Source organism: Halomonas sp. QHL1 (genome assembly GCF_001882345.1).
Taxonomy (GTDB): Bacteria; Pseudomonadota; Gammaproteobacteria; order Pseudomonadales; family Halomonadaceae; genus Vreelandella.
In genome coordinates, this window is record NZ_MINL01000001.1 from 2,984,746 (window position 1) to 2,998,143 (window position 13,398).

Here is a 13,398-nt window from a genome sequence, read left to right on the forward strand (position 1 = left end):
CTAGCCATCAACCCAGCCCCTCGACACCTTGCGGTGATAGCAACTCATGGGCAGGCAGCGCGGAAGGATCTGCAGGCGGTGGGGCAGCTTCATCACAGCCTAATGCCTGCGCCACCCGTAGCGCACTCCACACGCCGTCTTCGTGGAAGCCGTTACGCCAATAGGCGCCGCAAAAGTGGGTGCGATGGGCCGTAGACGAAATGTCGGCGTGGCGCGCTTGAGCCGCTTGGCCTGCCAGGGTGAACTGGGGGTGTGCGTAAGTGTAGCGGCCCAGCACCTTGCTGGGATCGATGCTGGCACTGTCGTTCAGGGTCACGCAAAACGTGGTGTCACTCTCTATCCGTTGAAGGATATTCATAGCGTAAGTGACCGATACCCGTGCTTCGCTATCGCGCTGGTCGAGGCGGTAATTCCAGCTCGCCCAGGCGCGCTTGCGGCGCGGCAGCAGGGCGGTGTCGGTATGCAGCACCACCTCGTTATCCTGGTAGGGCATGGCGCCGAGGATCGCTTGCTCGTCGCTGCTGGCGTCGCCCAGCATGGCCAGTGCCTGGTCGGCGTGGCAGGCGAGCACTACTTGGTCAAAGCGCTGGGTGCCGGAGGGCGTGGTAATACTGACGCCGGTGCTGTTGCGGGTGATCCGGGTGACCGGTGTATTGAGGTGAATGCGCGATGCATAGGGCGCCGTCAGGCTGGGGATATAGCTTTTCGAACCGCCCACCAGGGTGTGCCACTGAGGGCGGTGGTTGACCGATAGCAGGCCGTGATTACGGAAAAAACGCACAAAAAACGCCAGCGGGAAGGCGCGTAAATCACTGATGCTGGCCGACCAGATGGCGGCCCCCATGGGCAGTAAGTAGCGCTGCTGAAAATCGCGGTTGTAGCGGTTACGGTCTAAATATTCACCCAGGGTCATATGCTCGGGGAGCTGTTGGCTCTCCAGCGCTTGGGTGGCCTGCTTGTTAAAGCGCAGAATGTCTCCCAGCAGGCGGTAAAAAGAGGGGTTAAATAAATTGCGTCGTTGGGCAAACAGCGAGCCTAAGGTATGCCCGTTGTACTCAAAGTCCCGCGCTGTCTCATGTACCGAGAAGCTCATTTCGGTGGCTTGTGAGGCGACGCCCAGGGTGGCCAGCAGGCGCTGAAAATGCGGATAGGTCCAGTCGTTAAAGACTATAAAGCCGGTATCGATAGCGTAGGCGTGCCCCTCAACGTCCACATCCATGGTGGCGGTGTGGCCACCCAGGCGTGAATCCGCTTCAAACAGCGTGACCTCATGCTGGGCGGAGAGGTACCAACCGGCTGCCATGCCGCTAATACCGCTGCCAATAATGGCAATACGTTGTGACGCTCCAGAGCTTTGTGATGCCATGGCGCTCATGACGACTCCTTTTGGCTGCGAGTCATGCGCAGGCCCACTTGGCGGCGCAGAGCGGGGGGCAAAATACCCAGTAATTTAACCAGATAGGTAAACCGGCGTGGGAAGTGGATGTCCAGACGCCCCTTCACCAGCCCCGCGATAATGGCATCGGCGGCTTGCTCTGCAGTCACCTGCATCGGCATAGGGAAGTCGTTACGTTCGGTGAGCGGCGTTTTCACAAAGCCGGGATGGATCAGGCTGACCTCAATGCCCTCCTGATCAAGGTCTAAGCGCAGCGACTCCAAAAAGTAACTCACTGCGGCTTTAGACGCCCCATAGGCTTCCGCACGGGGTAGCGGTAAATAGGCCGAAGCGCTGGAGGTAGCGGCTAACCGAGCCGGAAGGCCCTCTTTGCGCGCTGCGCGCAGCAGCGGCAGTGCGGCTTCGACGCCGTACAAAGTGCCGAACAGGTTAGGTTTGAAAACGCGTTCGACTAAATCCATATCGAACTGCTGAGCATTCAGGTATTCACAGGTGCCGGCGTTAAAGAGCGCCAAGTTTAGCGCCCCGAGCTGGTCGCGGATGTCGTTACCTGCCTTGAGCACTGCCTGCCGGTCGCTGATATCCAACGGGAGAGGGTGGGCATTGGGGTGGCCATGGCACAACCCTTCAAGAGCTTCAGCGTTGCGTGCGCTAAGCACCACCTGATGGCCTTGGGCGATAAATTTGCTCGCCAATGCCTCACCAATACCTGATGTGGCACCGGTTAACCAAATGCGTTGGGGCGTTTCCCATGTACTCATCAAGCCTCCTAGTGCGCCCCGCCGTGATGTTAAAACCATGATGTTCAAACCAGGGTGTTAAAACCTAGGCGAGGCGTTTTTTTAACCAGCGAATGGCGCTGCCCATCAGCGGCAACTGCTCGTAGAGCATGGCGCCCGCATCAAAGTAATCGCGATGGCGCTGAACGCGCCCGTCATCAGCAAAAGTAAGCGCACTACAGCCTTCAACCTCTATAGGTTTGCCACCTGCCAAGCGCGGATGGATAAACGTCATGGTCCAGGTAACGAACGCTTGCTGACCCTGTAACTGCCGAGCGTGATAACGGAAATGGCACTGCTCAACATTTTCATACATGGTTGAAAAATAGCGCTGTAACGCTTCGCGGCCTTCGATCTTATGCAGCGGATCGCTAAAAACAATATCATCAGTATATACCTCGTATAGTTTTTCTGTACAGGTATTGTCTAGTTTATTGAAAAAGGCGCAGAACGCCTCTAACGCCGCAGGCTCAGCCATGACGGTTTCCTTTAGCAGTTGCTAGCAACAGGTTTATTTAGATAGCGATTTAAACGCCTCTAAGGCGCGCTGGCGTGCCGCTTTGTGGTCGACAATAGGCGCAGGGTAGTCGACATCGGTGAGTAGATCTTGCTGCGGCGCATGGCGCGCTTTAGCGGGCAATTTGGCCAGCTCAGGCAGCCAGAGGGCAATAAACTCACCTTCAGCGTCAAAACGAGTGGATTGGGTGGTGGGGTTAAAAATGCGAAAGTAAGGGGCGGCATCGGTACCCGTTGAGGCTGCCCACTGCCAGCCGCCGTTGTTGGCGCAGAATTCGCCGTCAACTAGGTGGCGCATAAAAAAGGCTTCGCCGCGGCGCCAATCAATCAGCAGGTGCTTACTTAAAAACATTGCCGTGATCATGCGCAGCCGGTTATGCATCCACCCGGTCGTCACTAACTGTCGCATGGCAGCATCAACAATGGGGTAGCCCGTTCGACCCTCACACCAAGCTTGAAAGCCTTCGTCATCGTCGCGCCACGCTAACTGTTTAGTGTGTTCTTGAAAGGGTTGGTAGCGACACACTTGAGGAAAACCCACCGCTACGTGCTGATAAAATTCCCGCCAGACCAGCTCGTTGACCCAGGTCGTAAGGCCGATATCGCCATCGGCTAAATCCCCGCCATTCTCAGCCATCACTGCTTGTAAACACTGACGATGGGAGATCATGCCGAGCGCCAGGTAGGGCGATAGTTCGCTGGTGCCGCGAACCTTAGGTAGGTCGCGCTGGGCGTTATAGTGTCGACCACGAAAGCGCAGAAAGCGCGCCAAGTTATCCGCCGCGGCATTTTCACCGGCAGGCCATAGCTGCCCATCAATAGGGAAGCTATCAAGCTTGGGTAGTTCAGGCAGCGAGTCGCTTTGGATATCCAGCGCCGCTTGTACCGGTGGCGTCGCGCGCAGCGCCAACTGGTCAGCGCTGACCTGTTTGTGCCATGCCTTGGAGAACGGCGTAAATACCCCGTAGTAGTCGCCTTTGCCGGTTAGCAGGCTGCCGGGGGCAAAGGCTACAGCGTCGTGGTAGCCATGGGCGGTAATACCGGCCTGTTTAAAGGTGTCTTGCACAGCGTGGTCGCGGCGGCGCTCATTGAGCGCGTACTCGTAATTGAAGTGCAACTGCTCAACATCATATTCGCGAGCGATCTTGAGCAGCGCCTCGGGGGCCTGGTCATAGCGTTCAATATCGCGATGCAGCAGCGGAATATTCAAACCGTTGAGCGCTGTTTTGACGGCAGCAACACCCCGCGCCCAAAAATCCAGCTTATTAGCGCCGTGGCCATGGGCTTGCCACTGGGGAATGCTGCGCAGAAACACCGCTATCACAGGGCCCTTAGCCGCAGCGGCGGCGAGGGCGCTGTTGTCGTCAATGCGCAGGTCGCTGCGCAGCCAAACCAACTGACGTTTCATAGACTTATCTGTCATGGGGCTCCTGCGGCACAAAAAAATGGCCGGTCACCGGAGGGCGAACGGCCAGGATAAAAGCGCGCTGGTTAGAGTACGCCAGACTCGCGTAATAGTGGGCGCAAGCGGGCAATCGCCTGAGGTAGGTCATCGCCCAGCATGTGTACCGGTCCATCGCGCAAATCGTTTTCGCGCAAACGAGCCACTTCGCCGCATACGCCGATGGGCACGTTAAGCGCCTCGGCTGCTTTAGGCAGCGCTTGGTTAATATAGCTATCGCTCTCCCGCTGGCCGCTAGAGAGCAGCACCATGGATGAGTGCAACCGCGCCACTGCCTGGGGGAGATCCTCCAGCGGCAGTGAGTGGTCAAGCATTTGCACTCGGTAGCCCTGTTCACTGGCCATCAGCGCCGCCATCAGTACCCACAGCGGGCCGGGATCATCGGGCATGGCGTTGAGCAGAATCAGCGGGCCACGCGTGGCCTGGTTGGCATAGTGCAAACGGATGCCGACCTGGCTGCGCAGGAACGCTTCCAGAGTGCGGCGAACCAACTGATCCGCTTGAACGGCCCACTTGGCCTCTAAGGTCAAGATAACCGGTTGCCATAGCTCATTAATGGCAACGCTCAGCGGGTAGAGCGCCAAACTCTGGTGATAAAACGCTTCCAGCTTGGGAAGATCCAACGCTTCGATGATGGCTTGCAGCTGCAGGCGTTGGCTCGCCCAGTCACCGGCATCGGGTGTCGGGGCTTCAATTGTTTCTGGCTGGTCAAGCAAGTCGGCGACTTGACTGACCGGCACACCACGATTGAGCCACTGCAGGATGCGTTCGATGCGGGTGATGTCATCCTGAGCGTAAAGACGATGGCCTTTCGGCGTGCGCTGGGGGCGAATTAGCCCGTAGCGTCGTTCCCAGGCGCGTAGCGTGACCGAATTCACCCCTGTTAAGCGAGAAACCTCGCGTATCGGATAGAGTGGCGTATCGGGTGGGTGGGTCGCCTTCAGACTCATGGGCGCCAGTACCTCGTCGGTAACTGCAGCGCGGCGCTGCATGGACTTGTCATTGTTCGCCGCGGCGAAGGTGATTCATATTCCATTTAAAGATGGCCTGATTTAAAAACTAAACATTAGCACGATACTGTATGCCCATTTGTACAACTTGTCGCTACCCGGTACAACCTTTATAGGAATCCTTCTTAATCATTTAAGCCCCGTGCTTATTGGACCGACCGGCCTACTAGTGCTTCTCCTAAATGGTGTCCGGATAGCCAGGCATCCTCAATACGACCGTCACGGAAGCTGTCGCCGCATAGGGCCAAGCCGTTGGCACTGTATAAGTAATCATATTCGCAAGGGGTTGAGGGCTGCGCATAGCGCCAGCGATGAGCGCCCGTTTCAATCAGCCGGGGGAGCGTGGCGGAAGATGGAAAAATACTTTTCAGGGCGGTGAGTAGTTGTTCTGCCACCCACTCGGCAGGCTGCTCTAAATGGGCTTCGCTCCACTCGAGCTGTGCCAAAAGGCTAACGCTTTCCGGCTGTGTGTCGCGACCTGGTTTGGTTTGATTGCGGGATACTATGTTAAGGGCTGGATGCGCGAGGCGCGCCATCTGCCAATCCGGGTCAACACCGGATACGGCAGGAAACGGCCCGTCAAAAATTGCCCATCCTGCCCAACAGGCCCACTGTTCTCAGGTTAAACACGCCGCTGCCAGAGTGTCGTCCCATGGTTCGATCAGCGCATGGGCCTGGGGAGGCGGCGCGCTAATAACCACATGGTCGTAGGGCCCGTGGCGAGCCCCGCCAGCATCTACTAAAAGCCAGCCGTTGGGCGCGGGGGTGAGCTTGGCGATGGGCGTATCGGTATGCAGCTCGGCATTGGGCTGGGCCGTTAGCGAATCGGCCATATAGCGCGTCAAGGCACTCATTCTGGGCGCACCGGTGTAGCGCTTTTGGCCATCATTGTGCGCCTGCCAGCCGCTTGAACTAGCCTGATAGGTACGGGTCGGCCAAGTGGCTATGCAGCCAGCGGCGAGCCACTCATCGACGGCGCGTTGAAAATCTGCGTCGCGCACGCTAAACGCCTGGGCGCCTAAATCAAGCGTCGCGCTGGGTCTGCGTTTACTCGACATGCGCCCACCGGGGCCGCGGGCTTTATCAAATAGGGTGACGCTGGCGCCGCTGCTGGCCAGTACCTGCCCACAGGCAAGTCCTGCGATGCCTGCGCCTATAATAGCGACTGAGTGATGGGTAGTAAGCGGCGGTAGCGGTTTGGCCATGAGCACTCGCAACTTGTAAAAGAGGTCGAATTAATCGTTGTGGAAGCGCATGGTAGCAGTTGTGTATAAATATCGTACAATTTAGTTGTCGATTAATGTATCTCGCAAAACTGACACCTAACAATGCCACTCAATAGGAGTAATTCCATGCGCGTACTAGTGACCGGAGGCAGTGGCTTTGTCGGCCAGCGTCTATGCCGACAGTTAGTCGAACAAGGCCACGAGGTGCAGGTGGTTTCCCGCTCACCCCACCAAGTGCGAGATCAATTGCCGAACAGTTGCGATATTCGCGATAGTGCCCAGGCGTTTATTGAGTCACCGCCGGACGCCTTGGTTAACCTGGCCGGTGAGCCGATTGCCGCCAAGCGCTGGAGCGAGGAGCAGAAAGCCAAGCTGATTAATTCCCGTGTGGCGGCAACCCAGCAACTGGTGGCGCTCTGCGCACAGCTGAAGGCCAACGGCCAGCCGCTGCCAAAGGTGATGGTGTCGGGTTCAGCGATGGGCTACTACGGCGATCAGGGCAAGCGCGTGGTAACCGAGGAAACAATGCCCAACGATGAGTTTGCCCATCGGCTGTGCAAACAGTGGGAGGCAGCCGCCCGACCCATTGAGGCCATGGGCGTGCGGTTGGCGATTGTGCGAACGGGGCTGGTGTTAGAGGCGGGCGGCGGTAGTCTTCAGAAAATGCTGCCGCCGTTTAAGATGGGGTTAGGTGGCCGTTTTGGTAGCGGTGAGCAGTTTATGCCGTGGATTCACCGCGACGATTTAGTCGCGGCGATCCTGTTTCTCATTGATCAAGAGGGCTTGAGCGGCGCCTTCAATGGCAGCGCCCCGCACCCGGTGACCAATGCCACCTTTACTAAAACCCTGGCTAGTCACCTCAATCGCCCGGCCATTTTCCCAGTACCCGCCTTTGTATTGAAGGCGGGCTTTGGAGAAATGTCGCGGCTACTGCTCACCGGGGCGGATATGCGCCCCGCGCGCCTTGAGGCGGCTGGATTTACTTTTCAGTATCCAACCTTGGACAAGGCGCTTGAGGCGATCCTTTAGCGATTGGCGACCCCAGTTAGCTGCGGCGTTAGGGTGCCGCGGGGGCGCTGTAAACCCGTCCGTGGGCGCTACTTCCGCCATCCATGGCGAAAGACCCCCGCTTTACCCTATCGCCGCCGCTGTGCCGTTTGCATTGTGCGTTTACTTTAACGACTAGCGGTCGGCATCAACGGTGATAATCACCCGCACTGAGTCCAGCCGCAGGCGGGTGTTTTCAATGGCTTCGCTGAGTGCCTTGCGCTCATCTTTTAGCGCGTCGATTTCCGCACTGCGCACCGCCGGGTTGTGCTCGGCAAGTGCCGTTAAGCGGGCAATTTCGGCGTCCAGCTGGGCGCGCATGCGCGCTTCGGCGTTCTCGACGATGCTGGGCAGCTGGCGCTCGGCTTCGCCTTCACCCTGTGTTAGCAGTTCACGCAGTTGGTCGTGACGGCTCTTGATCAAATCCCGTGCCAGCGACTTGTTAACCTTCTGTAGGTTTTTACCTAACCCGGTGAAGGAGATTTTGCTGGTCAGATTGGCGCCTGATTCATCCAGCAGCAAGCGCACCGCAGTGGGCGGCAGGAAGCGGTTAAGGTGCAGTTTCTTGGGCGCCGGGCAGTGGGTGCGGAACACCAGCTCGGCCATCAATCGGCCGCTGGGAATGGCGTCGTGGCGCAGCAGGGCGAGCGCCGAGTTGCCCATGGTGCCATCCAGCACGCGGCCCATCATTTCCCGCAGTAGTGGGTGCTCCCAGGAGAGCCGCTGCACATCGTCACGGGCCAACGCCTGGGCGCGGCTGTAGGTGGCGGTAAAGCCCTCTTCACCTTTAACCAGGCCCGGCAGACCATCCAGCATATGTTGGCTGGGCTGCAGGTGCATCAGGCCTTTGCCGATCTCCTGGCTCTCCACGCCGAAAATATCCAGCGCCCGCTCAAGGTAGCGCGGTAGGGCTGCGTCATCATCAAGCTCGCGTACGCCGTCGATGACCTGCTGAGCGCGGGCGGGGCGGCAGGCGTTGAGCTCTAGCAGCCGGTTACGGCCCGCATCGTGCTCCGCCAGCTTGGCGCTAAACATCGTACGGGTTTCGGCGATGATCTCGTCAAGTGCCTCATCATCCAGCAGGGCATCAGCCAGGGCGTCGCCAAAGGCATCAAACAGCTCGTTGCCGACCCCATGGGGGGCACTGAACGCATCCATACCTTCGTGGTACCAGCGCAGCAGGCGCTCGCCGGGGCTGCCTTCGAAGGTGGGAATATGCAGCTCAATGGCGTGGAGTTGACCGATGCGATCCAGGCGGCCGATGCGCTGCTCCAACTGATCCGGGTGCTGGGGCATATCGAACATGACCAGGTGGCGGCAGAACTGGAAGTTGCGCCCCTCTGAGCCAATTTCCGAGCACACCAGCACCTGAACGCCCTCATCCTCATCGGCAAACGCCGCCGCCGCGCGGTCACGCTCTATCAGGGAGAGGTCTTCGTGGAACACCGGCGCGTGGTAGCCGCCCAGCACCCGTAGCCCTTCAGCAAGGCCTTCGGCGGTTTCCCGGTGGTGGGCAATGACCAGGACTTTTTCGTTGGCGAAGCCGCTCTCGCTGTCGTCGCTAAGCTTTTCCAGCAGCCAGTTAACCCGCGGGTCGATGTGCCACCAGTCTTCGCTATTGAGCGGGTCATTGCTGAGTTCGCGGTAGGCCGCGTCGGGGTAGATCAGCACATCAGGGTGATCCATGCCGGTCTCGATCAGCAGCTCGTCAAGATAATCATCGTCGCGCTCTAGACGGCGCACCATCCGGCGGTAGGCCGAAGGCAGCGCCAACGGCGCTAAATTGAGACGCCGCTCTGGGAAGCCGCCTACGTGGCGGCGACTGTTGCGGAACATTACTCGACCGGTGCCGTGGCGATCTAGCAGCGCTTCACTTAACTGGGCGCGAGCGGCGTCCTGCTGCGCTTTGCTGGCCTCCGGGTTGCACAGGATAGCCAGCAGCGCCTGGCTGTCGCGGTCATCGGCTACCGCAGAGACGTGGGCACGGGCGCTAGGGTCGTCAGGTAGCGCCTCCAGAGCATCAATGGCGCGGGCCACTTCGGTGTAGTGGCTCTCTTCGGCCTTGAAGCGCTCAAGATCGTGGTAGCGCTCGCTGTCCAGCAACCGCAGGCGGGCAAAGTGGCTCTTGATGCCCATCTGTTCGGGGGTCGCAGTGAGCAGCAGCAGGCCGGGAATCACCGCCGAAAGCTGTTCAACGCACCGATAGCCGGGGCCGCTGCCTTCTTCACTCCAGTCGAGGTGGTGCGCTTCGTCAACAATCAGCAGGTCGAACTGACTGGCCAGCGCCTGCTCCTGACGCTGGGGGTTGGCAAATAGCCAACCCTGGCTCGCTAACACCAGCTGCGCGCTCTCAAAAGGGTTGTAGCTGCCGTGAGCCTGGCTTTGGGTTTCATCTAACAGCGTGACGTTAAGCGAGAAGCGTCGCAGCAGCTCGACCAGCCACTGATGCGTGAGGCTATCGGGCACCAGAATCAGCGCGCGCTCAACGCGGCCGTTGAGCAGCAGGCGGTGCAGAATCAGGCCAGCCTCGATGGTTTTACCCAGGCCCACTTCGTCCGCCAGCAGTACGCGGGGCGCATGGCGGTTGGCGACTTCGTTGGCAATGTAGAGCTGGTGAGGAATCAGGTCGATGCGCGGCCCGGAAAAGCCCAGCGCGCTGTGCTGCTCGATACGCTGATAGTGGTGCAGGGTGCGAAAGCGCAAATCAAACCAGTCGTTGCGGTCGACTTGGCCGGTCAGCAGACGGTCGCGGGCCTGATCGAACTGCATGGTATCGGCGAGTTTGGCCTCGGGAAGCTCGCGAAGATTGCCTTCCTTGTCTTCACCGATATAGGTGAGCAGGCCGTTGGACTCTTTGCTGTCATCGACAACGATCTGCCAGCCATCGGCGGAGAGTACGCGGTCGCCGCTGCCGAACATAACGCGGGTGAGCGGGGCCTGGCGGGTGTTGTAGGTACGGGTTTCCTGACTGGCACTGAACAAAATGGTAACGCTACGGGCGTCGCAGTTAAGCACGGTGCCGAGCCCAAGCTCAGCTTCACCGTCGCTAATCCAGCGTTGGCCGGGAGAAAAATCGCTCATGATGCCTCGGAGGAGTCTGCTAAACGGGTCGTCTGCCGCCGGAGGGGAGCACCGGCGGCAACAGGGCGGGGGATTCTAACGCAAAGCAGCGGGGGGATTAAGGTGTATCGGCATCAATCTTTTAACCAGCGGTCCAGATGGGCGCGGGTAAGCTCGCCAACGTGGACATCCAGGGTGTTGCCCTGGCCGTCAAACAGCACGGTGGTGGGCAATCCCGGCGCTTGAAAAAGCGCCATCAGCTGCTGGCTGGGGTCACGCAGGGCGTAGCGAAACTCAAGCTGCTGCTCATCCAAGTAGCGCACCATGGGAAGTAAGTCTTCCCCCTGGTTGGCGACCACCACGCTCACGCCATCGCGCTGGGCAGCCTCCTCAAGCAGCGGCATTTCACGTAGGCAGGGCGGGCACCAGGTGGCCCATAAATTGACGATAATCAGGTCAGCATCTTCGGTTAGCGACGGCAGATGCACTTCAATGCCTTCCACATCTTCAAGGGTGACCTCCGGTAAGGCGTCAACCGCAAAGTCATTGCCCAGGGGCGCCAGGGTGACCAGCACCAGCCACAGGCTGGAGGCGGCGACTAGCATTGCCATTGCACCGCCCATCGCCAATAACCGCGCCCGCAGTGTCCAGGCCGACCATACCAAGCCTGCGGCCATTCCCCATAGGCCGTGGTAGCCGGGCTGCCAAACCTTGAGCGCTTCAAGCGGGGCGGCGCTATAGCTCTCCATGTTGAGTAGAATATGCCCCACCCGAGCGCCAACTAACCAAACAATAATAAGCCCGGTAAACCAGCGCTGTTGAGTCGGGCGTGGCAGCCCTAATAAAAAGCGCGCGCAGAGCAGTAGCAGCAGCGCGCAGCCAACGGCGTAAAGGCGTGGTAGCGAAATCAGTAGCGGGCCGAGAGCAATGGCGTTCATGGGTTTCCAGTTCAGGTTTTTAATTCAAATTTTTAACTTAGGTTCTCAACTACGGTTTTTAATTCAGGTTTTCCGTTAAGCATACTGTGAAGCGGGTACACTGGAGACCATATCATGCGAGCTGAAAATTACGGAGACGTTATGCCCCCACCCGCTTTCGATAAGCTGCGCGCGCTAGCGATCGGCTCCCAAGCGATTGGCTTAATGCTGATTATTACCCTGGAGACCGTCATGGGAAACGCAGCACGCCCCTGGCAGGGCGTGGTGTTGGCCGCCATGCTGGTCACCGCGTTAACGATTGCGCTGGTACGTCTCTATCGACGCAATCTAGCCCGCAAGCGCTGGGCCGAACGCCTTGATGACAATGACAATGGCTAACCCTTGTCGTTGGGCGCAATGGCTGAGCTTAGTGGTACTGTGCAGCCTATTGGCGGGATGCACCCACGCGGTGACGCGTGAACACCACACTACGCTAGCCTTAGATGATGCACGCACTACCTGGCTGGGTGAGCAGGCCTATCAGGCGTTAGCGGAACAGCCAGACCCCGATGGAGACCCCGATGGTTTTGCGCTGCTAGCCAATGGGCAGGAAGCATTCGCTGCTCGGGTGGGATTGATTCGCCAAGCCCAGCGTGAGTTGAATATTCAAACCTACTTACTAGGCGAAGGCCAGACCACACGGCTAATTCTTTCGCAGCTGATGGATGCCGCTGAGGAGGGCGTCCGGGTGCGCCTGCTGGTCGATGATATCGGCGCTATTGGTCAAGGTGATCGCTTAGCCGCACTGGCGAGCCACCCGAATATCCACGTGCGGGTTTATAATCCGCTCCCGGTGGGGCGTGGGCATATGTTCACGCGGATCTTGGCCTCTGTGGTCAACCCCGCTCAGCAGCACCGGCGCATGCATAACAAACTGTGGGTAGCTGATAACAGCGTCGCTATTGTGGGCGGGCGTAACCTGGGCGATGAATATTTCGATGCCAACGACGCCCGCAATTTTGCGGATTTGGACTTCGCGACCATTGGCGATGTCGTGCCGGCGCTTTCGCGCAGTTTTGATCTGTATTGGAACCACGGCTTGGCGCAGCCAATTGAGCGCTATCATCAAGTCGCCGATAACGCTTGGCAAACGCTCGAAACGGAGCTGGAAGATTGGCTGGATGATAATGCCGACTCGGAATACTTTACCCAGTTGCGCCGTCAGCCGCGCAGCGCGCCGCCCTGGGAAACCCTGCATTGGGGCGAAGGGCTGGCGATGTGGGATGCCCCCGGCAAGCTGGCGTCTGGTACGCCTGAGTGGCGAGATACCCTGCTAGGTGAGTTAACCGATGCCACCGAGCTTAACCAGCGGCTAGTGATTATTTCTGCTTACTTTGTACCCACCGAGCAAGGCGTGCAAAACCTAACGGACCTTGCCGACCAGGGTATCGCTGTCGAGATTATTACCAACTCACTGGAGTCGACAGACGCTGCCGTAGTGCACGGCGCCTACGCGCCCTGGCGTGGAACGCTGCTAGCCCACGGTATCACCCTTTATGAGCTGCGACCCGAGCAGGAAGCGGGCCCTGATGAAGACATGCGTGTGCCTGGCGCTTCGGCTTCAGCGCTACATATCAAGGCGTTAAGCTTTGACGATCAGCTGTTCGTGGGTTCGTTTAACGCTGACCCGCGGTCGATCTACTGGAATACCGAAATTGGCGTGCTGGCGCGCAGCGAGTCGCTGATGCAGGCATTTAACGAACTGGTGGCCGTAGGGCAAGAGCCTGCGCTGAGTTACCGCATCGAACTTACCCCAGAGGGTGAGCTGAACTGGCACCTAGAGCGCGATGGAGAAATGGAAGTTTTAACCACTGAGCCCGGGAGCTTTTGGCGCCATTTCAACGCCTGGTTAAGCCATACGCTTAAGCTTGATCGCTGGTTATAGTGCCTTTTTGCAAACTAGCGTTAGAAACCGATGCTTGTGT

The 13,398-nt window shown here is 58.7% G+C and carries 12 protein-coding genes; 3 read left to right on the forward strand and 9 right to left on the reverse strand.

Going from position 1 to position 13,398, the window contains the following annotated elements; all coding sequences use genetic code 11:
• Positions 1–7 precede the first annotated feature (7 nt).
• From QHL1GM_RS13670 to QHL1GM_RS19755, 7 genes are all read right to left on the reverse strand, one after another.
• Positions 8–1,375 carry an NAD(P)/FAD-dependent oxidoreductase gene (locus QHL1GM_RS13670; RefSeq protein WP_071694978.1) on the reverse strand — a complete coding sequence of 456 codons (1,368 nt, stop codon included), beginning with the start codon at positions 1,373–1,375 and terminating at the stop codon, positions 8–10.
• Positions 1,372–2,157 carry an SDR family oxidoreductase gene (locus tag QHL1GM_RS13675; RefSeq protein ID WP_071694979.1) on the reverse strand — a complete coding sequence of 262 codons (786 nt, stop codon included), beginning with the start codon at positions 2,155–2,157 and terminating at the stop codon, positions 1,372–1,374. The genes QHL1GM_RS13670 and QHL1GM_RS13675 overlap by 4 nt, the downstream gene beginning before the upstream one ends.
• Positions 2,158–2,221: 64 nt before the next feature.
• Complete coding sequence (locus tag QHL1GM_RS13680) at positions 2,222–2,653, reverse strand: nuclear transport factor 2 family protein (RefSeq protein ID WP_071694980.1); 432 nt, start codon at positions 2,651–2,653, stop codon at positions 2,222–2,224.
• Positions 2,654–2,686: 33 nt separating this feature from the next.
• Entirely contained in the window at positions 2,687–4,099 is a 1,413-nt protein-coding gene (gene phrB, locus QHL1GM_RS13685) for a deoxyribodipyrimidine photo-lyase (protein WP_071696006.1), read from the reverse strand.
• Positions 4,100–4,182: 83 nt separating this feature from the next.
• A complete protein-coding gene (locus tag QHL1GM_RS13690; protein ID WP_175540426.1) occupies positions 4,183–5,103 on the reverse strand; it encodes a MerR family transcriptional regulator in 921 nt (306 codons plus the stop codon).
• 206 nt (positions 5,104–5,309) lie between these two features.
• A complete protein-coding gene (locus QHL1GM_RS19750) occupies positions 5,310–5,699 on the reverse strand; it encodes a hypothetical protein (RefSeq protein ID WP_254795315.1) in 390 nt (129 codons plus the stop codon).
• An 81-nt stretch (positions 5,700–5,780) separates the two neighbouring features.
• The gene (locus tag QHL1GM_RS19755) at positions 5,781–6,368 is read right to left on the reverse strand and encodes an NAD(P)/FAD-dependent oxidoreductase (RefSeq protein ID WP_254795316.1); all 588 of its coding nucleotides are present in this window, start codon (positions 6,366–6,368) and stop codon (positions 5,781–5,783) included.
• 147 nt (positions 6,369–6,515) lie between these two features.
• Between QHL1GM_RS19755 and QHL1GM_RS13700 the strand changes: the two genes are divergently transcribed.
• Positions 6,516–7,418: a TIGR01777 family oxidoreductase gene (locus QHL1GM_RS13700; RefSeq protein WP_071694981.1), complete on the forward strand. Its 903-nt coding sequence runs from the start codon at positions 6,516–6,518 to the stop codon at positions 7,416–7,418.
• Positions 7,419–7,571: 153 nt separating this feature from the next.
• On the opposite strand, the gene rapA is transcribed toward QHL1GM_RS13700, so the two are convergent.
• Both rapA and QHL1GM_RS13710 read right to left on the reverse strand, forming a co-directional pair.
• Complete coding sequence (rapA, locus tag QHL1GM_RS13705; RefSeq protein WP_071694982.1) at positions 7,572–10,517, reverse strand: RNA polymerase-associated protein RapA; 2,946 nt, start codon at positions 10,515–10,517, stop codon at positions 7,572–7,574.
• A 113-nt stretch (positions 10,518–10,630) separates the two neighbouring features.
• Positions 10,631–11,434: a TlpA disulfide reductase family protein gene (locus tag QHL1GM_RS13710; RefSeq protein ID WP_071694983.1), complete on the reverse strand. Its 804-nt coding sequence runs from the start codon at positions 11,432–11,434 to the stop codon at positions 10,631–10,633.
• A gap of 141 nt (positions 11,435–11,575) precedes the next feature.
• On the opposite strand from QHL1GM_RS13710, the gene QHL1GM_RS13715 reads away from it, so the two are divergent.
• Positions 11,576–11,812, forward strand: a complete 237-nt coding sequence (locus QHL1GM_RS13715; protein WP_071694984.1) for a hypothetical protein — start codon at positions 11,576–11,578, stop codon at positions 11,810–11,812.
• Positions 11,805–13,358, forward strand: a complete 1,554-nt coding sequence (locus tag QHL1GM_RS13720) for a phospholipase D family protein (protein WP_071694985.1) — start codon at positions 11,805–11,807, stop codon at positions 13,356–13,358. The genes QHL1GM_RS13715 and QHL1GM_RS13720 overlap by 8 nt, the downstream gene beginning before the upstream one ends.
• Positions 13,359–13,398 lie beyond the last annotated feature (40 nt).

Coding starts and splice junctions, on each gene's coding strand:
- QHL1GM_RS13700 (WP_071694981.1), top strand. CDS start 6,516: ATGCGCGTACTAGTGACCGGAGGCAGTGGCTTTGTCGGCCAGCGTCTA.
- QHL1GM_RS19750 (WP_254795315.1), bottom strand. CDS start 5,699: ATGGCGCGCCTCGCGCATCCAGCCCTTAACATAGTATCCCGCAATCAA.
- QHL1GM_RS13715 (WP_071694984.1), top strand. CDS start 11,576: ATGCCCCCACCCGCTTTCGATAAGCTGCGCGCGCTAGCGATCGGCTCC.
- QHL1GM_RS13720 (WP_071694985.1), top strand. CDS start 11,805: ATGGCTAACCCTTGTCGTTGGGCGCAATGGCTGAGCTTAGTGGTACTG.
- QHL1GM_RS19755 (WP_254795316.1), bottom strand. CDS start 6,368: ATGGCCAAACCGCTACCGCCGCTTACTACCCATCACTCAGTCGCTATT.
- phrB (WP_071696006.1), bottom strand. CDS start 4,099: ATGAAACGTCAGTTGGTTTGGCTGCGCAGCGACCTGCGCATTGACGAC.
- rapA (WP_071694982.1), bottom strand. CDS start 10,517: ATGAGCGATTTTTCTCCCGGCCAACGCTGGATTAGCGACGGTGAAGCT.
- QHL1GM_RS13670 (WP_071694978.1), bottom strand. CDS start 1,375: ATGAGCGCCATGGCATCACAAAGCTCTGGAGCGTCACAACGTATTGCC.
- QHL1GM_RS13680 (WP_071694980.1), bottom strand. CDS start 2,653: ATGGCTGAGCCTGCGGCGTTAGAGGCGTTCTGCGCCTTTTTCAATAAA.
- QHL1GM_RS13675 (WP_071694979.1), bottom strand. CDS start 2,157: ATGAGTACATGGGAAACGCCCCAACGCATTTGGTTAACCGGTGCCACA.
- QHL1GM_RS13690 (WP_175540426.1), bottom strand. CDS start 5,103: ATGAGTCTGAAGGCGACCCACCCACCCGATACGCCACTCTATCCGATA.
- QHL1GM_RS13710 (WP_071694983.1), bottom strand. CDS start 11,434: ATGAACGCCATTGCTCTCGGCCCGCTACTGATTTCGCTACCACGCCTT.